Genomic DNA, 24,574 nt, shown 5'->3' on the forward strand with positions numbered 1-24,574 from the left:
TCAGCCGGTAGCAGGTGCCGCGCGGCGAACGCGGTACAGCGCGGTGAGCATCAAGCCGGCGGTCACGAAGCAGGCCAGTACGTAGAGACCACTCCCCGGAGTGACACCGTTTTCGATGATGGCGCCCAGCCAGAACACCGCCATCGCTCCCAGGTAGACGGCGGGATAGAACCGGGCGAAGGGCGTCAGAGGTTCTTCGGTGCCTCGATGCCGGGCGAAGATCCAGATCCCCGCACCCCAGAGCAGCGCCAGCTCGACCGCGAGAATCCACGCTTGCGCGGTCACGTTGCCGACGAAGAGGCTCGACGGGAGCCCTGCGACCACCATGCTCAGTGGAGTGAGGACACCGGCCACCACGATGCGCGCCACGAGCGACCACCCACGCCTCGGACCACCGGCGAGCCGCACCACCAGATAGGTCATGGCGCCCATCGACACGGACGCGAAGAGCAGCATGCTGGTCATGGGCACGGAATCCAGCGCCGGGTGATTGACGATGCGGTTGTTCCCGTTCCAGGCCCACCACTTCAGCTGAGGACCGAGGTGGTCGAAGACCTCGTAGAACACCTGGCAGGCGAAGGCGACCGCCACCGACCCGGCCAGCGCACCGCGCGCACGGAAGATCCCCAGCGACCGGACGAGTTCGTAGGCGAGCTGGCTGATCATCGGATAGAACGCCACGATGTAGAGCGGCAGCCGGTCCCACATGAACTGCACGGTGAACCGGTTGTGGGCGAAGATGAATCCGTACTGCCGCTCGAGGCCGAACCATTCCGGGAAGTACAGGGGCGGTTCGATGACGAAGAGGTAGACCAGCGAAGCGCACCACAGCGCCAGATTGGCCGAGTCGCCCTGGCGATGCCGGCGCACGGCGTGCACCAGCGCGAACACGGCTCCGCCGAGGACGAGCAGTTCCAGCAGCGGCATCGTCCAGTGCCCCGCCGTCCACGGTGGACGGATCGAGAGCCAGGCGGACACGTCGTGGCAGTCGAAGCCGAGGACGCGAGTGACCGCTTCCGCGTCCGCCCCGCATACGGCGCTCATCGGGCGGCCGCCGGTTCGGCGGCGCCACCTTTCGGCGAATAGTCCGTGACCGGTGGCTCGGCGCGGGCGTCGAAGTCGAACGGGATCCGGTGCCGTCCCAGCGCCGCCCGGATCCGGTAACGCACCAGGCCCGCGATCACCCTCGGGTTCGTCATCATGTCGCGCAGCGACTCGTCGAGGTTGAACACCTTCGCGAAATGCTCGTCGACCACGTCGTCTTCACGGGCGGCGCCGACGATGAGCCTGAACGCCGGGCCGGACACCGCCGAGAGCAGGCGTCGCTTCCACTCCCCCGCCTTTTCGGTGCCCACCGCGCACGCGTACCCCTGGTCCCTCGCCATCGCCAGGCTCCACGGCACGTTGAGCAGCTTGCGCTGGGCCGCGAGGAATCGCGCGGAGAACTCGGTGTCGAGACGCTCGGCGCGGGCGAGGTGCTCGCGCAGCAGCAGCGCCGAACCGGCGGCGGAACTGATGCCCTGCGCGTAGAACGGGTTGAACGCGCAGATCGAGTCGCCGACGAACGCCAGCCGTTTCGGCGGGGTGCGGAGCCGGTCGTAGCGGCGCCATTTGTTGCCGGTCGACCGGGTGAGGTGGACCTCCGAGGTCGGGGTGGACCGGTCCATCGCGGCCGCGAACAGTGGTGCCCGCACCCGGCGGGCCGACTCGACGAACGCCTCGGTGGTGCGCGGCATTTCGATGCCCCACGAGCCCATGCACGCGATGACCCGGTTGCCCTCGATCGGGAAGAAGTTCACCAGGAACTCGTGCTCGTCCGGATGCGGGCCCTTGTCGGGGGTCGGCATGATCACCAGATGCCGCCACCACCAGGACGGCGGCCGCTCCTCGGGTGACGGCAGGTCGTACCAGCGTGAGGTGTAGGTGACCTTGGCGTCGAGGGTCCGCACCTCGGGTTCCGGCCAGCCCGCCGCCACCAGCCAAGCACCGACCGAGGAACCGCGGCCCATCGCGTCCACCACGAAGTCGGCGTCGAGGTGCTCCTCGCCGCCGCGAGTGGAGAAGCCGACGCCCGTGACGGCGCCGTCCCGGGTCGTCAACCCGCTGACCGCGACGCCTTCGCGGATCACGACGTTGGCCAGGCCCCGGACCTTGTCCCGGAGCACCCGCTCGATAAGGATCCGCGAGCTGTAGATCATCGTCATCGCGCTGCGTTTCCGCGCCGACCAGCCCTTCCCGTCGAGGTACGCCGCGTCCATGGACGGCATGAGGTGCAGTCCGCCTGCCGCGACGAGGTCGTCCTCGAAGCCGGGGAACAGCGCGCCGATCGCGCGGCGGCCCGAGTTCAGGAGGAAATGCGGGTGTTTGCTCTGCGGTACCCCGCGCCGGTGTTCGGCCTCGGCCGGAAGCTCGTCGCGTTCGAGCACGAACACGCGGTCGAAGTACGGGGCGAGGGCGCCCGCGGTGCAGAGTCCGGCGGCACTGCCACCGAGGACGACGGCGGTCTTGCCGAGTCGCATACGACCAACTCCCAGCGTCATTCATACAGTTTGACAACGCCTGTATGAATGTATGAACGACGCCGGAGGCTGTCAAGAAGCCGCCAGATGTGCCTGAAGCCGTAACTCGCGTGATTGGAGCCGTAACTCGCGTGTCTCGGGCCGGATCAGCGAGTTACGCCTTCAATCACGCGAGTTACGGCTCCGATCACGCGTGTTCGGGCGAAGGCCCGGCCCCTCGCTGTCCGAGCAGGAGGCCACCGACGCTCGCCGCACCGGCGCTGCCGAGGGCGATCCCCCAGCCCACCGGGCCGAGCGGCGTGCATCCGAAGAACTGGCTGACCCCGGGGGTCTGGACCAGTATCGCCAGCAGGGCGGCGGAGCCCAGACCCGCGGCGAGGACGGTGCCGTCCCGGCCGCCGACCGCCAGCGTCTGCCCGAGCTGGGTACCGATCAAGGAGACGAGCGCGATCGTGCTCGCCCGCCGTCGCCGGCCGGTCAGCCGCGCGAGGGTCCACGCGGCGGACGCCCCGAGGGTCGTGGTCACCGCGCGGGTGGTGATGTCACGCCGGAGCGCGCTCCCGAGCGACGCGCTGGGCCCCTCCCGAAGCAACTCCGGTACGGACTCGCTGTCCGGCCTGCTCAACGCGATCGCCAGCGCGGGCGCCAGGTCGGTCAGGAGGTTCATCAGCAGCAACTGGCGGGCGGTGAGCGGTGAGCGTCCGGTGACGACCGAGCCGAGCACGGTGAAGGCGATCTCCCCCAGGTTCCCGCCGAGCAGGATGCCGAGCGCCTCGCGAACCGACGCCCACATCGCCCGGCCTTCCACCAGCGCGGCGACGATCGTCTCCAGCCGGTCGTCGGTCACCACGAGATCCGCGGCCGCCCTCGCCGCGGCCGTGCCCCGCTGCCCGAGCGCTATCCCGACGTCGGCGAGCCGGATGGCGGGCGCGTCGTTCGCCCCGTCGCCGGTCATCGCGACGACCCGGCCGCCGCGCTGGTAGGCCTGGATGATCCGGACCTTCTGCGCCGGGCTGCACCGGGCGATCACGTCGACGTCGGCGAGTTCCCGATCGAGCGCTTCGTCGTCGAGTTCCTCGATCCGCGCGCCGGTGAGCACCTTGGTGTCGCCGTTGCGGCCGGTGATCTCCTCGGAGACGGCCTCGCCGGTGGCCGGATGATCGCCGGTGATCATCACCGTGCGCACCCCCGCCTCGCGCAACCGATCCGCCGCCGGTGCGGCGCTGTCCCGCACCGGATCCGCCAACGCGACGAAACCGAGGAACGTGAGTCCGGCGACGTCGTCCTCGGAGAGGTCCTTTGTGGACACGGTGCGCTCCGCGACTGCGAGGACACGGTGCCCGGCGGCGGCCAGCCGTCCGATCCGCTTCTCCAGCCTGCTTCGGACACCCGCCCCCATCGGCCGGTCGCCGTGCCGGGTGCACCGGGGCAGGACCGTCTCCGGTGCGCCTTTGACACACACCACGTGCCGTTCGCCGAGTTTCCCGTTGGTCGCGTGGAATCCCCGCGACGGCTCGAACGGGACCGCGCCGGTCTTCTGCCAGCCGCTGGCGTCCACACCCGCGGTGAGACCGCCCTCGAGAACGGCTTGATCCGTGTGATGCGGCAGTTCCTCGGGGTTCTCCGCCCGGGGCGTCGCGCGGACGGCCGCGGCCAGCACCGCCCGGTGGCTCTTCCGCAGCCGCCCCAGCGAGGCGGCGGTCTTGCCGTCGTCGATCCGGTTGACGCTGAGCTTGCCTTCGGTGAGGGTGCCGGTTTTGTCGAAACAGAGGACGTCGACCCGCCCGAGCGCTTCGATGGTGCGCGGGTTGCGGACGAGCGCGCCGTTTTCGGCGAGTCGCCGAGCGGCCGCCAGCTGGGCCGCGTTCACCAGGAACGGCAGGCCTTCCGGCACCGACGCGACCGCGAGGTTCACCGCCGCCCCGACACTTTGCCGCAGCGGCACCCCACGCAGAAGCCCGGCTCCCGCGACGGCGGCCGCCGAGCCGACCGCGACCGGCAATGCCTGCTTGGTGAGCGACGCGAGCCGCGCTTCGACGCCGGTCTCGGGGGCTGCGCCGCGCGCGGCCGCCATCCCCCGCCCGACCTCGGTCTCGTCGCCGGTCGCCACGACGACGGCGGTCGCCTTGCCCGCGGCGACCGTGGTGCCCTCGTACAGCATCGACGCCCGCTCGGCGAGTTCCGCCGCCACGACCGGCGCCGGGGTCTTAGGCACCGGCAGCGACTCCCCGGTCAGCGAAGACTCGTCCAGCTCCGCACCGGTCGCTTCGAGCACCCGGCAGTCCGCGGGTACGACATCGCCGGACCGCAGCGACACGACGTCACCCCGTACCAGCGCGTCGGCGACGATCTGCCGCTCGGCACCTTCGCGCACGACGGTGGTCACGGTCGCGGACCGTTCGAAGAGCCCGGCCAGCGCGCGGTCGGTGTGCACCTGCTGCGCGCTGCCGATCAACGCGGAGACTCCGACGATCCCGGCGACCAGCGCGGCGTCGACCGGAGAGCCCACCGCGGCCGACACCGCCGCGCCGCCGGCCAGTACCGGCGTGAGCGGGTTGGCGAGCTCGGCCATGAACGCCTTCGCGATACTCGTGCCGGCGTTGCCTTCGCCGCCCGCACGGTCGGCGGGCGCCCGCCGACGGGCCTCGTGCTCGTCCAGACCACGCGGGCCCGAACCGAGCCGGTCGAGCACGAGGTCCGCGGGCATCAAGTGCCAAGGCGGCACGACGCGGCCCGAGGAGGGCGTCTTCCGCTCGCCGGTGAGGGTGCGAGCACGCCAGATCCCGTCGCCGAAAGCCAGGAGCGCCCCGGCGTTCACCGCGCGAAGGCCACTCGCGGCAGGTCGGCGCCGCGCGCTGAGCGCGGTCACGCCGCCGATTCCGCCGGCCGCGGTCGCGAACATCGTCGAGTCACGGACGACCGCCTTGGCGGCGGTGATCGCCTCGACGAGCAGGACGGCCGTGCCGACGTCGCGGCCGATCAGCACATGGGCGCCCCACGGCGGCGGGGTCCCGTCCTCGTGCACGCCGACTCCGCAGTCGGACGCTCCCAGCGCCCGGCGGTCAGCGGAGACCAGCATGACCACGCGTCCGCATGCCTGGAGTTCGCGGACGGCGTCGAACACGGCGCCGCCGTCGGTCTGGACCACCCGCACCCCGGCGGCTTCGGCCGCGGAAGCCAACGCGTCGACGTCGGGTGAGCGCTCCTGCGCGACGGCGAGCAGGCCTGCCGGCCGCCCGTCACGGACCAGCCCCAGCACCAGGTGGGCACCCTGGTCCAGCATCCGCTGACGTTCGGGGAAGCCGGTGACGTCCAGCTCGTCGACCGGGCCGAGCGTCCATTCGCCGTCCCGCCGGACCACCTCGGGTTTCTCCTGGTCGAACAAGGCGAAGGCGGCGGCGGTCAGATCCACCGGGTCACCGTCGGACAAGGGGATCAGATCGCTGAGGACGTTCGCCCCCGCGCCGAGTGCGGTGGTGTCGATGACGATCGTGTCGAGCAGGTCGAGCCCGCGCAGCGCGGACCGGTCCATCACCAGCGCGCCGCGCCTGGCGAGGACTTGGCCCAGCTGGGCGGAAAAGGCGGCCGCGCCGTGGGACGGGGCCTTGGGCAGCGCGGAGATCCCGACCGCGGCGGCGCGCCTCGGCCCGACGAACGGCAGGGTCGCCGCGGCGGCCGCGGCGCCGGCGGCGACGGACCGGCGTGCGTGACGATCGGCGGCACTTTCCGGAAGCGGCCGCGGCCGTTCGCTCACCACCGAGTCGGCGCCCGCGTGTTCGCGCTGCCCGACCAGCCTGGACTCGGCTTCGCACCAGGTCCGCTGATGCGCCTTCGCCTCCCGCCATTGGGTGCCGCGGACCATGATGTCCAGGACCGTCCCCTCGCTGCGGGCCGCGAGACCGTGGACCAGAGCCGCGCCGATGGAGGTCGCCGAATCCGCCCTCTCCCGCCCGCGCAGTTTCCGGTCCGCCAGGTCACGCAACCGCGGGTGCAGGTCCACGAGTGACGCCAGCGCCGCCGCCTCCGTCGGCAGCGGAGCCCACGGAAGGATCTTCGAAGCCATCGACAGCACCAGTCCCGCGGCGTCCGCGGCGAGGGTGGACGGCAGCCGGGTCGCCGTGGTGCCGTCCGCCGGATGGTGCAGTTCGTCTTCCTCGACCCGCTCGGCTTCGGAGGCGGGCTCCGACTCGGCTCGTTCGACCGCACGGACCAGCTCCAGGCGACGGGGCCCCGGGTCTCCGACCGCGACGACCACCCGGGACGTCGGCGCGTTCACCTGAGCCCATCGCACGCCGGGGATCTCCGTCAGGGCTCGTTCCACCCGCCGGGCGACGCGGGCGCCGTCCGGTCCTTTCACGCCGTGCGTCTCGATGTAGAGCCTGCCGGGACATGACCAGACCGCCCGCCGCGGTCCGCGCCCCGGGATCCCTTCCAGCGGCAGAAGGGCCAGCCCGGCCAGCCCCCGGGCGACCCGCCCCAGTGTCCGCGACGGTTTGGGGAAGGCGACACCCAGCACGTCCACGGTCTCCAGGTCCGTCCGCCGCATGTGGCATCCTCCTCGCGCTCGGTGCCTTGTGGATCTCACCGAGTACCCGCGCGCCGGAGCGTCGAATCCCCTTTCCGCCTCAAGAGGTGACGGAGTCGATCAACCGGTTGTACCGCAGCCTCAGCGCGCGTTCGAGAGCCGAGAGGAATCCCGCCACCGCGAGAGTGATCTTCGCCCAGTGCGGCAGCGGTACCGGAGACGTGAACGTGCCGACGTGTTCGGCGACGGCGGGGATCTTCGTGACGGCTTCCGCGCCCTGAAGCAGGCCGACGACGAGCGCGATCAGGAGGATCACGAGCGAGACGGCCCCGATCGCGGCACTGGCGCGGGGAAACCGCCGTCCGAACCTCGCCCGCAGTCCTTCCTGCGAACGAGGGTGTGGACGCAGTGCTCGCTCGCCGCCGTCGCCGGGGACGAAGTGCATGCGTTTCAGCCCGACCGCGCTGGTCGCGACCTCGATGACACCTCCCGGCACGGGGAACGCCGCGGGAAGGTTGGACCGGAAGAGCTGGACGCCGTCCCGGTACAGCGCGGCGGGGCTTTTCCCGGTCGCGTCTTCGTGCTGTTTCCGGGTTTTGGCGTCGGCGAGGTACCGGACGTCGACCGCGTAGACGTGTGCTTCGAGATCGAGGAAGAACAGTGAACGGGAGAAGAGCTGCCATCGGCGGTACTCGGCCAGCGCGGATCCGTCCCCGGACCTGACCCTGGACAGCTGCCACCGTCGGGTGAGTTTCTTGACCATGGTCAGGACGTCGCTTCCGGTGGGTCGAGGTCGAGGAGGGCGTTCACGCGCTGCAGGACGTCCAACTGGGCCGGGTTGTACAGATCCACGACGCCGTGGAGGACGACCGGTTCGGTGAGGGCTTTCCACGTCTTCGCGTCCAGCAATCCGGGCTGGGCGTCGAACTGGGCGCGGGCGACCGGCGCGAGGGCCTCCGCGATGCGCTGCCGCGTCGAGTCGTCGGCGTCCGACGGCAGTTCGTCGAACTCCGTCTGGACGGCAGGCCGGGATTCCGGTTGGAGCGCGTGCAGCGAAGCCATCGTGACCGGGTCCAGCACGGTCGAAAAGATCATCATCAACGAGCGTTCCTCCTCCGGCATGCCCTCGACGTTCCCGTCGAAGCCCGGTGGCAGGTCCACCAGGCTGCGCCGGCGCAGGATCAGGGCCAGCTCGTCGCGCATCCGCTGCTGTCGCTCGATACTCGCCCGTAGTTCCTCGTCCAGGGCGCGCAGCGTCTGCTCCGTGTGCTCGTCCGAGCCCGCCATCGCCGGGATTTCGGACAGTGGCACGCCCAGGTCCACCAGCCGCCGGATCCGCAGCAACCGGATCAAATGCTCGACGCGGTACCGCTTGTAGCCGTTGTGGGCGCGTTCCGGCTCGTCGAGCAACCCGATCCGGTGGTAGTAGCGGACGGTCTTCAGCGTCGTGCCGGCCAGTTCCGCCAGCTCCCGTGTGCTCCAGGACATCTCCCGCATTGGACACCGTGCCCCAAGGGCACAGTCAAGCGGCTTGACCGTGCCCCGAGGGCACGGTCTCGAATACGTCCCGTCGGTGATCACACCAAGATCGGGGAGAGACGATGAGACGGAAACGGCTTGTGGGCCTGGCGGTGATCCTCGGCCTCATGGCGCCGCTGTTCACCGCACCCGCCGGGGCGACCCAGCCCGCGCGGGGGCCGGCGTGGGCCACGTGTCCCGAGGACGTGCAGGTGCCTGCGGGCATCGTGCTGCAGTGCGCCACCGTGCCGGTGCCACTGGACTACCGGACGCCGAAGGGCGAGCAGATCGACGTCATGATCTCCCGCCTCGCCAGCACGAAACCGGCGGCGCGACGCGGTGTGCTCATGCTGAACCCGGGCGGCCCGGGTGGGCCGGGGCTGTCGTTCCCCGCGGATCTGGCCTCGCATGGCATGCCCGCGAGCGTCCTGGACGGCTACGACGTGATCGGCATGGACACCAGGGGTATCGGGCATTCGACTCCGGTGAGCTGTGGGTTCACGGCGGAGCAGGAGTACCTGGGCAACATCCCGCCGTACGCGGTGGACGAAGCGGCGGTCGCCGAGCAGGCGAAGATCGCGAAGCGGGTGGCCGCACAGTGCGCGGCGAACGACAAGGGCGGCAGGCTGAGGCACATCTCCACGGCGAACATGGCGCGGGACCTCGACCGGATCCGGGCCGCGCTCGGCGAGGAGAAGGCCAGTTTCCTGGGGTATTCGTACGGCTCCGCGCTCGGTGCGGCGTACGCGTCGATGTTCCCGGAGAAGTCCGACCGGGTCGTGCTCGACAGCAACATCGGCGACACCCACCTCAACCGTGACGGGTTGCGCCGGTTCGGGCTCGGCGCCGAGGAGACCTTCCCGGACTTCGCGAAGTGGGCGGCGGCGCGGCACGAGTCGTACGGCCTCGGCCGCACTGCCACCGAAGTGCGCAAGACGTACTTCGCGCTCGCGGAGAAACTCGACAAGACCGCGGTGAACGGCCTCGACGGGCGTTTGTTCCGGCTGGCCACCTTCGCGGGCCTTTACGGGAAGACGCGGTACGGGCAGACGGCACAGTGGTGGCAGTCGGTCCGTGACGGCGACAAGGCAGCGGCGGAACGCGTCGCCTCCGAGGCGAAGCGCCTGTCCCTGGCGGCCACGCCGTCGCCGACGGACAACGCGTGGTCGGTGTTCCTCGCGGTGACGTGCAACGACGTCGCGTGGCCGTCGGACCTGCGTGCCTATCAGCGTGGCGTGGCCGAAGACCGCGAGCGGTACCCGCTCTTCGGCGCCGCCGGAGCGAACGTCGTTCCGTGCGCGTTCTGGCCGTACGCGCCCGCCGAACCTCCGGTGGCGGTCAAGGACGACGGACCGGAGAACGTGCTGGTGGTCCAGAACCGGCGAGACCCCGCGACACCGCTGCGGGGCGGGCAGCTGCTCGACGAGAAGTTCGGTGCCCGCTCACGGCTGGTGACCGTGGAAGCCGGCGGGCACGGCGCGTACGTCCTCGGTGGCAACGCCTGCGCGCTGAACACCACGACGAACTTCCTGACGTCCGGGAAGCTGCCGAAGCGCGACGTGTTCTGCCCGTGAGCACTGTGTGGGTTTTGGGACGACTGACGGCCCAAAACCCACACAGTCGCCGTCACGGCGCCGGGACCAGGAACCCGAGGACGGCGATCGTGCCGTTGAGGTCCGGTCCACCGCCCAAGCAGGCGGCCGGCCCACCGGTCGCCGGCATGCCCAGTTCGAGCGCCCCCTGGTAGCGGTCGTACAGTCCGGCGACCTGGGTGACGGGCGCCGATCGCTGCACGGGCAGCCGGAGGAATTGCTCGGTGCCGCCGAGCGGGGTGAACCTCAGCGTGGCCGAACCCGCGTTGCCCGGCGAAACGTTGAAGTCGGTGACCACGGTGCGGACGAAGAGCACCTGGCCCGCCGGGACCGGTGTGAGGTCTTGGCACTGGAAGCCGCTCACGTTGATGATCACCTGGCTGGCCGCGTAAGGCGTGCCCTGCCACAGCGGCGTCGCGACGGCCTGCGGGAAGTTGCCGACGTTCACCGTGGGTGTCCCGGTGATCCCGACGTTCCAGGCGCCGCTCTGTGCCGCGCTGACCGGTACCGGCCTGTCCGGGCCGTTGGTCACGACCACATTCTGCGGCGGAGGGCCGCCGGGTCCCGGCGCCGGAGGCGCCGCCGAAGCGATACTGCTGCTCGCGACGACGACTACGACTCCGACGATCACGCCACGTTTGACGATTCTGCTGTACATGCCTTTCTCCTCACCGGTGAGCCGCGTCCTCAGGGGGCACACGCGTTCGGGTTGTCGAAATGGCCCGGGGTCGTCGGGAACGCCGGTCCCGTGCCGTGGTCCTTCATGTCCGGCTGGTACACCAGCGCCAGTTCGTCGTAGGCCGACGTGCCCGCCGTGGTCACGTCTCCGGCCGCCTGACCGGCGCCCAGCGAATAGGCCCACCGCTGCAGGAACTCCTGATGCGTCGGGCTGTGCTGCCGGACGTCGTTGTAGCCGCCGTAGGCCGCGTTGCAGTGCGTGTAGAGGTTGTACGCACCGCCCCAGTCGAGCAGCCGGTCACCGGGGTTCGGCCCGTTGTCGGCGACGTCGGCCTGCAGCACGTCGCGGTCCCAGCCGCCGTAGATCCAGTCGATGCCCTGGTGGTGCTGGTTGTCCGCCATGTCGGCGTTGTCGAGGTTCGTCATCTCGAACCACGTGCACGGGTCGACCGTGACCGCGTTCTTGCCGTTGCCGAACGTCTGCGGCCACGGGTTCGCGGTGCAGGTGGTCTGCCCCGGTGCGCCGTAGGTGCCACGCGGACGCCAGTCGAGGATGTCCGAACCCAGCGCGCCGGTGTTCGGGTCGACCGACGGACCGGACGTGGCGCCCTTGCCGCCGATGAGGTGGTCGACGAGCGAGTCGTCGACACCCCGGTCGTTCGGGTTGGCCGGGTCGGTACCGCCCTTGCCGCCCCACAGCACGTCCGCGCCGTCGTCGCCGAAGACGATGTCACCACCCGAATCCCCGTTGGCCAGATCATCACCGAAGCCGCCGTGGATCGAGTCGTGGTCGTCGCCGCCGCGGATGCGGTCGTCGCCGCCTTCGAGGTCGCCGCGGTGCGGCATCGCCGGGGCGTTGCCGGGTGCGGCGAAGGTGTCGCCGTCGACGTCGTGCTGCAGATCGACCTGCCGCGTGACCGAGCCCGCCAGGAATCCCTCGTAGTGGATCGCGGGCACCTGGGGCTTGTCGATCACGAAGTGGTTCGACCCGTTCTGGAACACGTCCACGATGCCGCCGCGGTCACCGACCATGGCGTCTTCGCCGCCGGTGCCCCACATCCGGTCTCCACCCAGCTCGCCGTACATGTCGTCGGCGCCGTCACCCGGAGCCGTCGCCGTGCCGGTGTCGCCGTACATCAGGTCGTCGCCGTCCTGGCCGTACTGGGTGTCCTCCCCCGCGTCACCCCACAGGTTGTCGCCGCCGGAGGCGCCGAGCGCCTCGCAGGTGGCCTGTGTGGTGGTGCAGAAGCGAGTCGGTGCACCGTCGACGCCGTGGCGGACGAACGCCGCGCCCTGCGGGAGGTTCTGCGGGTCGTAACGCTTCGCGTAGATCCGGTTCGTCAGCGGCAGCGAGACCTTCGAGAGGTCGTCGCCGAGCGCCACCGGTTTGCCGGTCTGGTCCACGATGTCCCGCACCGCGGTGCCGTTGTCGCCGAGGATGAAGTCGGCGGCGCCGTCACCGTGCACGTCGTCGGCCGTGTCGCGGAAGACCTCCAGCGAGCTGCCGCCGATGAGGTCGTCCTGACCGTTCGGCGCGGAGACGTCGCCGAGGTCGTCCGACGCCGCACCCGGCCACGCCGGCTCCGGCGGGCTGATCGCGATCCCGGCCTCCGCGAGCGTGCGGTCGCCGAACATCGTGTCGTGTCCGCCGTTGCCCTCGGCGTAGTCGTCGTGCGCGCCACCGGCGATCTGGTCGTCGCCGTCCTGGCCGAACATCACGTCGACGCCGCCACCACCGGACAGCTGGTCCCCGCCCGCCACGGAACGAGCCGGTGCGCCGAGGAATCCGTTGCTCCACGACAGATCCAGCAGCCGCAGCGAGCGTTGCGTCTCGAACGTCCCGTTGCTGCCCACACGGAGCAGGTACGGCGACGGCGGTGCGATCCGGTCGGTGATCGCGTTGTCGCCGAGGACCACGTCGTCGCCCGTGCCACCGAAGACCACGTCCGCGGTGTCCGGCTGGCCCTGGGTGGTCAGCGCGGTGTCGTCGCCGTGGATCGTCGAGCTGCCGCCGACGAGGTCGTCGTCGCCGTTGTTCCCTTCGATCCAGTCCCGGCCCGGTCCGCCTTCGGCGTGGTCGCCGTCGTTGCCGCCCTTGATCCGGTCGTTGCCGGACTGGCCGAGGATCGCGTCGCATCCGTTGTCGCCGGTGATGTCGTCGCCGCCGGAGGTGTTCGGCACCGGCGTGTCACCGAGGTCGTACAGCTGGATGCTGCGATGCGTCATCGGAAGCGCGCCGGGCAGATCCGTGTCGAACCGGCCCTGGGTGATCGGGCTCTTCGGAATGCCCGCGTCCCTGGTCACGAGCGCGTTGTCGCCGGTGATCACGTCCGCGTCCTCGCCACCGGAGATGGTGTCCCCGGTGTCGAGCTGACCGACGGTGCCCTCGCCACTGCCCATCTCCACGGCGGACGAACCGCCGACGAGATCATCCTGCCCGGAGTCGCCGAACAGTTTGTCGGCGTCCTGGCCGCCTTCCACGTAGTCGTCCCCGGCGTCGCCGTGCACGGTGTCCATTCCGGACTGCGCGTAGACGATGTCCGTGGCGGTACCGCCGGAAATGGTGTCTCCGCCGGAGTTCGCCGCGTCGGCGGTGAAGCCGAGGTCGAACAGCACCACGTGCCTGCCCGCCGACAGCCCGCGTCCCCGGGTGACCGGGTCGCCGCTGTCCGCGCCGCCCGTGCCGGTGATCATGGCGTTGTCGCCGGTGATCACGTCGTCGGCGTCGCCGCCGGAGATCGTGTCACCCGCGTCCGGGTAGCCGGCCGCGTTCTTCGCCGCCGGGGCACCGGGCGTCTGGTGGCTGCCGCCGATGATGTCGTCGGCCTCGGTCTCGCCGTTCAACGTGTCGGCACCGGGGTTGCCCTCGATGCGGTCCGGGTCCTTCCCTCCGGAGACGGTGTCGTTCTCCAGCCCGCCGTACAGCGCGTCGGTGTCCATGCCGCCGCCGATGGTGTCGTCGCCGCCCAGTGCGGCGTCCGCGCTGGTGGCCAGGTCGAACACCGGCCCACCGGCCGCCGCCGGATCGCCGTTGTCGCCGATGATCGTGTCGGTGCCGCCGTCGCCGAACAGTTTGTCGCCGTCGTCGGGCTGCCCGGCCGCCCGGGTGCCGCCGACGATCACGTCACCGGACAGGCCACCGGAGATCCAGTCCTTGCCGTTGTTCCCTTCGATGGTGTCGGGGTCGTCGCCGCCGAACATCGTGTCGACGCCGTCGTTGCCGTACAGGGTGTCCGCTCCGGTGTCGCCGTACACGGCGTCGTCGTCCGAGCCGCCCCAGACCTGGTCCGCGTCGCGGCCGCCGTGCAGGACGTCCTTGCCCTTTTCACCGCACACGAGGTCTTCGTTCGCCTCGGCGTCGACATTGTCGTCACCGCCGCCGGCCCGCACGTTCTCGACACCGGCGCCACCGATGACGCGGTCGTTGCCGTCGAGCGCGTCGTTCACCGTCTCGTCGACCGGGGTCGACGGCAGCGGCGAACCGGCCTTGCACGGTGTCGTCTGCTTGTCGCCGTAGACGTCCGCGCCGCCGTCACCGCCGATGATGTGGTCCCGGCCGAGGCCGCCGACCAGCGTCTTGTGCGACGGGCTCACCCCCTGCGGGAGCGGGGTGTGCGTGACGAAGTAGAGCGGCCCGTAGTCGTCGGTCTTCGGCGGGTCCGGGAAGGCCAAAGTGGACGGTTCGGCGATGACGTAGTCGTCGTCCGGCCCGCCGTAGAGGGTGTCCGCCCCGTACCCGCCGAACAGGATGTCGTTGCCGCCGCCACCGCGGAAGTCGTCCTTCTGCGTCTTGGTCGAGTGGCCGGTGACCCGGTCCTGTCCCTTCCCGCCGTACACCGTGTCGTTACCGGTGCCGGTGTCCACGGTGTTGATCGGCCCGCCGGCCGGCCCGCCCGTGGTGTTGGCGTCGTCCGAGCCGTAGCCGTCGATGCCGGGATCGACCTGCGCGGCCGGATAGATGTGGTCCGGTCCGGTACCGCCGGCGAAGCGGTCGCTGCCGTCGCCACCGATGAGAGTCGCACCCTGGGAAACGAAGAGCGACTGCGGAAGGGTCGGCACGTCCTTCAGCGGATCGTCGGCCGCGACACCGAGGGTGTCGTCGCCGCCGTTGCCGAACGCGGTCGACTTGGCGAGGCCGACCTTGATCGTGTCGTTGCCGTCGCCGGTCCCGGTCCCGCCCTTCGGATCGGGCAGGATCGCCCAGTTCGGCACGGAGACGGTCGGGCCGCCGGTACCGTCGGCGAGCGGGTCGCCACCATCGCGGCCGTCGTTCTTCAGTTCCTTCAAGCCGACCGAGGTCACCGGAGGCGCGCCGAGGCTCGAGTCGCCCGCGACGATGTCCTCGCCGTTGCCGACGGTGATGCTGTCGACGCCGGGGCCGCCGGCGACACGCGCCTTCGCTCCATTTTGGACATAACTCTTCCGGTCCGCGGCGAGCACGGTGCGGTCGCCGGTGACGATGGTGTCGTCACCCTTGCCGCCATCGACCCACGAGTTGCCGATACCGGTCTTGATCTGGTCGTTCTTCTCCCCGCCGAACACGATCGCGTCGCGGTCGAACTGGGCGGTCGGCGGTGGCGGGCCGTCCTTCGCGGTGTCCAGCTTGGCGTCCCCGATGAACGTCACGCTCATCGGCTTCGCGTAACCGCGGCCGTCCACGACCACCCGCTCGATATTCGGGTTCCGGAACTCGCGCCGGATCCCGAGCATGTCCACGGCCACGCCGGTGAACGCCGGGCTCGCCGGGTTCGCGTAGTCGTGCAGCGACGTGATCTTGACGGTGTCCTTCTCCTGGTTGTTCGACTCGTACGGGTCACCCGCGCCGCCACCGCGCTGGGCGGTGTGGCCGAGCGCGGCCGCGTACACCACGAGTGTCTTGCCGTCACCGCTGAGCCCGCCGAGTTTCGGTGGTGGTGGCGTGCAGTTCGGTGTCGCGGTGAAGTCGAGCAGCGTGACGTCGACGATCGTGAAGCTGAACGACACCGAGAACGGGCCGAAGCCGACCGTCACGTAGAGCTTGAGGAAGACATAGAGCCGCCCCGAAACGGTGAACAGGCATATCGGGTTGTTCAGCGCCGTTTGCAGGAACTCCGTGATCCGGAACTTCCCGTCGTGGTTGGGATCGTTCCACAGGAACGAAACCGTGAGCCCGACGCCGCCTTCGATGCCGACGGTGATGACCACCGCCGTGACCGCCGCCCCGGCCGCGAGTTCGCCGGTGAACGACACCACCGGGATTGGCTTCCCGTTTTCGGTGGTGTAGAAGAACAGGCTTTGCAGGAACGCCTGCCCCACGGTCCCGAGGTCGAGTTCGCCCGCACGAGCCGCCTCGAACGCCTTGCGGATGCCGAAGGTGTCGAAGCCCGCGACGATGCGCAGCGTCACCGACGCGGAACCGTGCAAGGTGATCACCACCGGCGGTGGCGCGTACACCGGCCCGAACTGCTGACGCCAGTCGAAGCCGAGGCGCAGCGGTCCGGAGTCGAACTTGACCAGGTCGACGTCCCCGCCGAGCAGCACGTTGAACAGCGAAGCGGGTTTCTCGAACACCGGGAAGCTGAACCCGGCAGCCGACGCCTGTGTGGTCATCGGGCCGACCGACTTCGGGTTGGAGTTCTTGCCGTTGATCGCGCCGAGGATCGGGGCGAAGCCGGTGCCGCCACCGGCGTCCTTCTTCGCGCTGATCAGGCTCTCGGTGTTGTCCGGGGTCACGGTGGTGTCGAGTGCCTTCTGGCCGCCGAGTTCGAACGACCCGAGCGGGATGAGGCACTTGTCGGTACAGGTCGGGAAATTGTTGATGAAGTTGACGACCCCGGCGATGGTGTCGACGAACTTCAGGTCCGGCCCGCCGGCGATCGTGCTGAAGGCCTTGCCGATGGACACCATCGTGACGTCCCCGCCGCCGGCCAGATGGGACAGGTCCGAAAGCACCGGGATCGGCGCGTACAGCGTCTTGATCACCGGGTCGAGCGGTCCGGTCACCTGCTTGATCTTGTTCACGATCGGGCTGAGGATCTTGCCGAAGATCTCGCCGCTGTCGATGGCCACCTTGTCGAAGGCCAGTGTCAGCGGGGAGTTGCCGCCGTCGGCGCTGTTGGTCCCCGGTTTGACGTTGTTCCACGCCCAGTGCAACCGGAAGTTGGCCTGGATGCCGGGGAATCCGGCGTCCTCCCCCGGCCGTGCCTTGAGCAGCCAGTTGATGTCCGCGCTCGCGTGCAGCTTGACGTCGGCGAGCCGGTCCAGTCCGGCGTTCTGCAGATCGGTCAGGTGCAGCCTGCCGTTGGTCGGGTCGTCCGGCGCCACCAGGTCGATCTTGAACGCGCCACCGAACAGCGGCAGGACACCGGCGTCGTTCGCCGGGGCGGCCGCGTGGTTGCAGTCGTCCTCGCTCTTCTGCTTCGTGCAGTTCTCCCCGGTGATGTTGATGAACGCGAGCTGCGCGTCGATCTTGTCCGGCAGCGTGACGTTCAGCCCGACCGCGAACTCGGGCTGCGCGGAGTCCTTGGTGCTGACGAAGAATCCCTCGCTCCGGCTGATTCCCATGGACAGGTGCAGCCGCCAGCCGAGCTGGACCTCCGGGCCCGCGCCGCCGTCGGACTTCAGAGAGAACCCGGGGATCCCCAGGTCGAGCGGCACGGTCTCCTTGAGGCATTCGTGGCCGGACGGCAGTCCGGCACAGTTCAGCAGGTCGCCGCTGAAGTCACCCTGGCTGACGTTCAGGCTGATCGTGACCGCGTCGAGGTCGTTGTACGAGCAATCGTGCGGTCGCGGATTCTCGGCCGGGTTCTCCGGCGCCCCGCCGATCGAAGCGGCGCCGACGTCGGTGAACTTGGCCTCGGTGACGTCCGCGATCAGCTTGAAGGCGCCGCCCTCTTCACGGAACACCTGGTAGCCGGCCGCGTTGCTGACCGGTTCCCACGCGATGTCCAGCGAGTCCGTTGTGGACAGTGCGGCCGGGCCGGTGGTGATCTGGCCGGGGTCGCTGGCCTTCGCCTGTTTCTTCTCGCCGTTGATCGTCACATAGGACGCGACGACATAGCGGTAGGTCTTGTCCGCGGCAGTGGCGCCTTCGTGCAGCTTGACCGTCGGTGCGCCGACAGTGCCCAGCGGCGTCTTGCACACGGTGTCCACGGTGACCGTGTCCGGGTTGAGGCCCGCGGCCGCGAGCTTCCCGCCGAGCTGGTCGTTGACCCAGCCGCGTACCGCGGCCATGTCGGTGAAATGACCGTTCGCGGGCAGCTGGTCCAGCGCGTTGTGGATCGCGGTGCGCAGTTTGCCGATGAAGTCCGCGCCCTGCTGGAGGTCGTCGCCGAGCAGCGGCAGCTTGCCGCCGAAGCTGGCGGTGTTCAGGGCCTGCTCCACCAGGTTGAGGTAGCTGTCGAGGCCGTCGAGCCTGCCGAAGTCGATCAGCTTGGCCGCGAGCGCGTCCGCCAGCAGCGCCGGATCCGGGGTCTCCAACCGAGGATGCCCGTCGATCGGCGCTCCGCCGAGGTTGAAGTAGTCGTCGGCAGCGGTCGATTTGGGCAGGCGCAAGGCGAAGTTGTTGGACTTCGTCTCGTCGGTGATCACCTTGCTGTAAGTCGCGCCGCCGTCTTCGCTGATGTACAACGGCAACTTGGCACACAGGGCCAGCGGCGTACTGCCGTCGAGGCCGCAGTCGGCAGCGGTGCTCCCGGCGTTGATCGTCGGCCCGACAGCGCCGAGGAAGTCGGTGAAGCTGACCGGCGCACCGGTGCCACCGCCCTTGGCGAGGTCGATCGAGTAGGACGCCTTGGCGGTCGCCTTGTCCGCCGACTTCGGGTCGCCGAGCGAAACGCTCAACGGGCCCAGCGTGGTCGCGATGGTGCCGTTCTCCACGGTGGCGTCGAGTTTGACGCCGATCTTCGAATCGTCGAGCACGCGCAGCGCGTTCGCGTCGGCAGGCCCGGCGCCGGGTTGCAACGGCACGACCAGGCCCATCTTGACCTGACCGCCGACGCCGAGCGACACCGAGCCGTCGCCCTGCACCCCGGCGACCCGCTGGCCACCGGCGGGCAGGCTGAAGTCGAACTGCACCGGCGTGCTGGTGTGGTAGGCGCGTTTCCAGTCCAGCCGGATGATCAGTGACGGCGTCCCGCCGGGCTCGGCGTATTCGAAGGTGACCGGAACGCTGTCCTTGAAGCGGGTGTCGATGGTCTGGACGAGGCGCTGCAGGTTGTCGGACGGCGCCGCCTCCAGCATCGAGATCACGTCGTCCAGTTCGGACCGGATCACGTACGACGTCGCCGGGGCGGGCCGGCTGGCCCACGGTCCGGCCAGGACGAGCGTGTCCGGCGTGACGTTCCCGACGATGCCCACCTGCGTACCGGCGACGACCGTGCGGCCGACGAGCGAGGGCGGGAACGCGTTGCCCTTCTCGACGGTGCGCGCGGTGTCCTTCACGGAGTTCGGGCCGTAGCTCACGGTCGGGCCCGAGCCGGATTGGTCGGCCTTCAACAGGTCCTTCAGCGAACGGCCGACGAGGGGGATCTTGGTCCCGAACACCGCGGCACCCGACGGCGAGGCGTCACTGATCGACGCGTTGAGGGTCTGCAAGGTCTTCAGGATGATCGAGAAGAGCGCTTTCGGGTTGGCCGGGTCGAAGTCGAAGTTCGCCAGTTCGGAGAGGTCGCTCGTGCTGAACTGCGGCCCTTCGGGGCCGGTCAGCTTGGTGAGGTCGTTCCAGGTGAATCCCGCGTGCGCGGTGGCGCCCTTCAGGAAGTCGCCCGTACCCGGCGCGCTCGCGTCGACGCCACCGGCACCGCGGACACGCACCTGGAAGTCGAGCAGCGCCCCAGGGTCGTGCAGCAGTTTGTCGACGACGGCGCCGAAGGTCAGGTCGCCCAGGTCCTTGAGTTTGACCTGCACCATGTGATCGTCCGCGCCCGGTGTGCCGGCACAGTCGGTGCCCGCGTTCGGATGGCAGACGTGCGCCGCGCCCTTCAGCTGTACCTGGAGGAATCCGGCGTTGGCGAAGAGGTCGATGCCCGCGTCCATCGGGAAGTCGGCGGTGAACAGCGAGGGACCGCCGGAGGTGCGCAGCAGCAGCCGGTCCGGCCCGGTCGGTGTCGCGCCGACGAGTGTCGTGCTGCCGTCCGGGTTCTTCTGCTCGATCGGCGGATTGTGGACGGTGGGGTTCCGCAGGTCGAGCACGAGGGTGACGGCGGCGTCGTAACTGGGTTTGACCTTCGCGGTGGCGTTGACGGCGTTGGCCTCGCCGACACCGCGGCCACCGGTCTTCAGGTCGTTGCCGAGCTGCACGACGCCGATGTCGCCCTGCATCCCGGAGATCGTGTACGGCGCGTTGGCGGCCGGGGTCACCGGCGTCCACCCAGGTGCCTGAAGGAAGAGCGTGTTCCCGTCGTTGTTCTCGACGGTCGCCCCCGCCGCGCCGGCGACGAGGCGCCGCCCCGCGAACTCCCCCGGCTTCCAGGTCTGGTTCTCGTCCTTGAGGGTGGTCTGCGTGTAGCTGGTCTTCGCCGGGTTGCCTGCCGGCCCGGATGCCGCCGCGGCGGCCGCGTTGAGGTCCACGGCCGTCGCCGGGGCCTTGCGGGACAACGTGATCTTGAAGTCGAGCTTGGTCGAGCCCGGTGGGAAGTGGACGTCGGAGATGCCGATCTTGCCGCCGCCGGGCAGGTTCGCCGCGGTGTTGAGCTTGTCGAGCATCTGTTGCAGCGACACGAACAGCGGTTCACCCGCCTGTGTCGGGTCCGCCGCGGACTTGGTGTTGTCCTGCAAGAACTTCTTGATCGACTCGTTGAGCTGGATCGCGTCGGCGAGGGTGCCCTTGAGGAACGGCAGGTCGAGGTTGCCGATCGGATTCGCCGCGTCGCCCCACTTCGCGCGCTGCATCGAGGTCAGCGTCGTCGCCAGTTGCGCGAGACCGGTGGCCAGGTCGCGCGGGGTCAGGTTGAGGAACGGGCCGACGGTGCCGATGCCTTCCGGTGTGATCTGCGGGGCCCCGGTGGCGATGTCCGGCCAGCTGAGGCCGATCTTGGCGTCCACCGCGGGCAGGTCCAGGGAGAAGGAAGCGGCGGGCGCGGCCGCCAGATGCAGGGACCCGTTCAGCGAACCCGCCGGGCTGGCGAAGCCGAAGCTGACCAGACCGGCCAGCGAACCGTTCTGGGCCAGCTCGCCCGCGGTGCCGTCGTTGTTGAGGAACGCCAGCCTGCCGTCGTTGTCCGGGTCGTTGATCGTGGCGGCGAAATGCGCCTTGAGGTCCAGCGAGGTGTCGGTCTCGACGAGCTTCACCCCGAGGACACCGATGGCGGCGTTGACGGCCTTGATGGCGTTCGCGTCGGGGAAATCGGCCGAGGCGTCGACGGTGAACGACGGCGTCGTACCGTCGTTGAGGATGTAGGCCTTGTCGTGTGCCTTGTCCCAGATCAAGGTCAGCTTCACCGTGGTGCCGACGGTGAGCCGGACCCCGCCGGTGGAGGAGAACGCCGACTGCGGGGCGTTGGTGCCGTCACCGACCGGGACCGGGATGTTCAGTGCCTGGTTCTGCAGCACGCGGGAGACGGTCAGGGTGAGATCGAGTCTCTTGTCCTCCCCGACGGTGCTCAGTGTGGTCTTGAGCGTCCCGGTGCGGTCGGCCGACAACGTGATCGGCTGATCGATGTCCAGATCGGCGTCGTCGACCGCGGCGGAGAGCTTCTTGGTCCCCGCGTTGAACGCCTCCTGGGCCAGGGTGTCGAACCCGAGCGCGGCGCCGGGGCTGGTCTGCACGGCGGGCAGCGCCTTCGCCAGCTGTCCGATCGTGCCGAGGCCCTTGCTCCAGGCCGCGAAGCTGTTCGTGGGCGCGGCCAACGCGTTGACCAGCGTGCCGACTCCAGGGCTCGCCGCCCGCGCCGGGGCGGGGGTGACCACCACGCCCATCCCGATCGAGACGACGAACGCCGTCGCCGACGCGAGCCACCTGGAGCCGGTACGTGAGCCCATCGGGCACCTCCCCGTTCACGGGCGCGCGACGACGCGCCGTTCACTCGGAGAAGGCTGACCAATGGTGAAATCCACGTGAAGAGGGTGGTCCGCTCACCGGACTGGTGGCTTCCCGGCCGTCAGCGGGCGGATTCGGCCAACTCGTGACCGGCCTCCAGCGCGGCGGCGTCGACCAGCCGCCGCATCACCGCGAGGTCGCTCGCCGGGATGGCCAGCAAGCCGATCGCGGCCACGATCCGGCCTTCCGGGCACCGGATCGGCGCGGCGGCACCGCGGGCGAGACCGCCGAGCAGCACCACGGCCACCGCCGCCGAGGACGGCAGCACCGTGCCCGGCGCGACGGCGGGCACGCTCGCGGAGTGCCCCGAAACCGCCGCGACGACCACGACTTCGGACCCGGCCAGCACGCCCACCGCGACATCGGCCCTGGTCAGTTTGGCCAGCCGGATCGCCGGTCTCCCCACGGCGGCGCGGATCCTCGCGTGCAGCCGCCCGCGGCCCTGGACGAGCCTGCCCGCCAGCGGGCCGACGACGTATCCGCGGAACAGCCGTTCGACCGCGCCGATCCCGCACATCTGCTCCAGCAGCCGATGGGCCGTCGACTTGGGCAGGCCGGCCCGGTGGGCCACCTCGGTCAACCCCAGACCCGCGCCGGCGTCTGCGGCGGCGAGCACCTCGAGCAATGCGAAGGCGCCCTCGAGCACCGAGCGGCCGGGTACGCGCGCCATGCCCATCGGGATACGTCCGACGGTGCCGGTCACCTCGCTCAGATCGTCCGTAAGCATCAGTGACCTCCACCGCGGTCGCGTGCACCGATCGGCTCTTTGTGCCTGAGTTGTCGTCCGCCCGCGACCAGGCGTTACGGCGAACGGCGGAATCGGCGGGGCTGCGGGTTCAGCGCATCGGACGAGTCCCCTGACGGCTCGCGCCGACGGTGAGCTGCAAAGTCACCTTCGAACTGACCATCAGCCTGGTGGCGAAGTTCTCGTTCACGCCCCAGTCGTGGCGGTTGAGCGAGACTCCGCCCGTGAAGCCGGCACGGAAGCCGTCCGGGCCGGGCCTGGCGTCGACCAGTTCGACGGCGACGCGGACCGGTTTCGTGACGCCTCGGATGCTCAGGTCCCCGGCGACCTCGAACCCGGTGCCACCGAGGTGCCGGACGGCGGTCGAGACGAAGGTGATGACCGGATGACCTTCCGCGTCGAGGAAGGCGGTGCGCAGGTGCTCGTCACGTTTCTGGTTGCCGGTGTGGATGCTCGCGGCTTTGATGGTGAGCCGGACACTGGACCTGGCCGGGTCGTCACCGTCGAAGTGGGCGCTGCCGTCGAATTCGTCGAAATGACCCGGTACCCGGCTGGCCATGGTGTGCCGGGCGACGAAGCCGAGCGTCGTCCCGGTGGCGTCGAGCGAATAGTCACCGGTCAGTTCGCTGAGCGGGGTCACTGTCGTCATGCTGGGCTCCTAGCGGGTAGCGGAAGCGTTCTCAGCACTACGACGAAACCTCTCCGCCGGATGTGAGGCGGACGGACCGGGCAGGCCGCTGATATCTCGGTTGCGTGCCCGTTCCCCGGGTGGCTACGGTCCGGTCGTCCGCACCAGGGCGGGCCATCGCGGAGGGGGAGGTGTGCAGCACATGCGCACACATGTCGAGCTGTCGGACCCGGTTTCGGCGATCAGCACTTCGCGATGAGCCACCGGGTGGCTCGATCCTGAGTCACCGCGCTGCGCGACACCCCTCGCGGGTGGTCGACAACGAAACCGGGCATGACCCGACCCAGCACCGAACTCGATCTTCCGTCGCTTCCCGACGCCGAGGATCGCGCTCGCGTGCGCCCAGTCAAAGTCTTGGGCCGACGGCGTCGGCCCCGTTGTCGAAGGGCTCCACACTTGAACCGCGAACAAGTCTCCCGTATCGCCCATACCGATCACCCGATCAAATCGCCGCTGGACGACACCTCGGTCGACCGGCTCCTGAACCGGGGACTCCCCCGAGGTGACGAGCGCGTCCTCGATCTCGGGTGCGGCAGCGGGGAATGGCTCCTGCGCGCCCTGACCACGCGGCCACACCTGGTCGCCGAAGGCGTGGACATCTCCGGGGACGCCTTGGAAGACGCTCGCCGCGCGGCGAGCGATCGTGGCGTCGCCGATCGCCTCGTCCTCCACCACCGCGAGGCCGAAGGGTTCGTCTCGGCCCAGCCGTTCGACCTGGTGCTGAGCGTCGGGTCCTCGCACGCCTTCGGCGGGCTGCTACCCACCCTGGCCGCCGCCCGCGGTCATCTGGCTCCCGGAGGCCGCGTCCTGATCGGAGAGGGTTTCTGGAACCGAGACCCGTCCCCCGAAGCCGTCGAGATGCTCGGGGACTTCGCCGACCTGGCGACCACAGTGGACCGTGTGGCCGCCGACGGGTGGACCCCGATCCACGGACATGTCAGCACCCGCCACGAACTCGACGAGTACGAGTGGGCATGCTGGGGATCCTTGGCCTCGTGGGCACTCGACCATCCTGAAGACCCGGACAGCACGGAAGCGCTCTCGACGGCGAGCATCCGCCGGACCGAATGGCTGCGCGTCTACCGGGAGACGTGGGGATTTCTGTCCCTCGTCCTCCGCCGCACGCCCTGACCAGGAAACTCACCACCAGCGGTGATCTCGGTACGTGAAGGCCCCCTTCATTGCGCTGGGCGCAATGGGCGGATTCGAGGGGTCGTTGCAACACGGGTGGTCATCTGGTTGTGGTGAGGAGTGTAGTGAGGCGCTCGGCTGGGGTGTCCCAGTCGAGCGTT

The 24,574-nt window shown here is 69.8% G+C and carries 11 protein-coding genes; 2 read left to right on the top strand and 9 right to left on the bottom strand.

Annotated elements, in window-relative coordinates:
* The 5 genes from ACZ3HL_RS24805 to ACZ3HL_RS24825 form a co-directional block, all read right to left on the bottom strand.
* Positions 1–1,044 carry a hypothetical protein gene (locus tag ACZ3HL_RS24805; protein ID WP_465534026.1) on the bottom strand — a complete coding sequence of 348 codons (1,044 nt, stop codon included), beginning with the start codon at positions 1,042–1,044 and terminating at the stop codon, positions 1–3.
* The gene (locus ACZ3HL_RS24810) at positions 1,041–2,519 is read right to left on the bottom strand and encodes an FAD-dependent oxidoreductase (RefSeq protein WP_465534054.1); all 1,479 of its coding nucleotides are present in this window, start codon (positions 2,517–2,519) and stop codon (positions 1,041–1,043) included. The genes ACZ3HL_RS24805 and ACZ3HL_RS24810 overlap by 4 nt, the downstream gene beginning before the upstream one ends.
* 187 nt (positions 2,520–2,706) lie before the next feature.
* A complete protein-coding gene (locus ACZ3HL_RS24815; RefSeq protein WP_465534028.1) occupies positions 2,707–7,065 on the bottom strand; it encodes an HAD-IC family P-type ATPase in 4,359 nt (1,452 codons plus the stop codon).
* Between the two features lie 79 nt (positions 7,066–7,144).
* Positions 7,145–7,807, bottom strand: a complete 663-nt coding sequence (locus ACZ3HL_RS24820) for a hypothetical protein (RefSeq protein ID WP_465534030.1) — start codon at positions 7,805–7,807, stop codon at positions 7,145–7,147.
* A 2-nt stretch (positions 7,808–7,809) separates the two neighbouring features.
* Positions 7,810–8,532 (bottom strand): helix-turn-helix domain-containing protein, encoded by a 723-nt coding sequence (locus tag ACZ3HL_RS24825; RefSeq protein WP_465419242.1) that lies wholly within the window; start codon positions 8,530–8,532, stop codon positions 7,810–7,812.
* A 113-nt stretch (positions 8,533–8,645) separates the two neighbouring features.
* Here ACZ3HL_RS24825 and ACZ3HL_RS24830 point away from each other — a divergent pair, with 113 nt between their 5' ends.
* Positions 8,646–10,136 (top strand): alpha/beta hydrolase, encoded by a 1,491-nt coding sequence (locus ACZ3HL_RS24830; RefSeq protein WP_465534032.1) that lies wholly within the window; start codon positions 8,646–8,648, stop codon positions 10,134–10,136.
* Positions 10,137–10,188: 52 nt separating this feature from the next.
* On the opposite strand, the gene ACZ3HL_RS24835 is transcribed toward ACZ3HL_RS24830, so the two are convergent.
* From ACZ3HL_RS24835 to ACZ3HL_RS24850, 4 genes are all read right to left on the bottom strand, one after another.
* Positions 10,189–10,812 carry a hypothetical protein gene (locus ACZ3HL_RS24835; RefSeq protein ID WP_465534034.1) on the bottom strand — a complete coding sequence of 208 codons (624 nt, stop codon included), beginning with the start codon at positions 10,810–10,812 and terminating at the stop codon, positions 10,189–10,191.
* A 29-nt stretch (positions 10,813–10,841) separates the two neighbouring features.
* A complete protein-coding gene (locus ACZ3HL_RS24840; RefSeq protein WP_465534036.1) occupies positions 10,842–21,791 on the bottom strand; it encodes a hypothetical protein in 10,950 nt (3,649 codons plus the stop codon).
* Between the two features lie 119 nt (positions 21,792–21,910).
* Complete coding sequence (locus ACZ3HL_RS24845; RefSeq protein WP_465534038.1) at positions 21,911–22,576, bottom strand: helix-turn-helix domain-containing protein; 666 nt, start codon at positions 22,574–22,576, stop codon at positions 21,911–21,913.
* A gap of 109 nt (positions 22,577–22,685) precedes the next feature.
* Positions 22,686–23,243, bottom strand: coding sequence for a YceI family protein (locus tag ACZ3HL_RS24850; RefSeq protein WP_465534040.1), 558 nt, complete (start codon positions 23,241–23,243; stop codon positions 22,686–22,688).
* 435 nt (positions 23,244–23,678) lie between these two features.
* On the opposite strand from ACZ3HL_RS24850, the gene ACZ3HL_RS24855 reads away from it, so the two are divergent.
* Positions 23,679–24,413, top strand: coding sequence for an SAM-dependent methyltransferase (locus tag ACZ3HL_RS24855; protein WP_465534042.1), 735 nt, complete (start codon positions 23,679–23,681; stop codon positions 24,411–24,413).
* The last annotated feature ends 161 nt before the right edge of the window (positions 24,414–24,574 follow it).

The organism is Amycolatopsis sp. NPDC000009 (assembly GCF_055563465.1).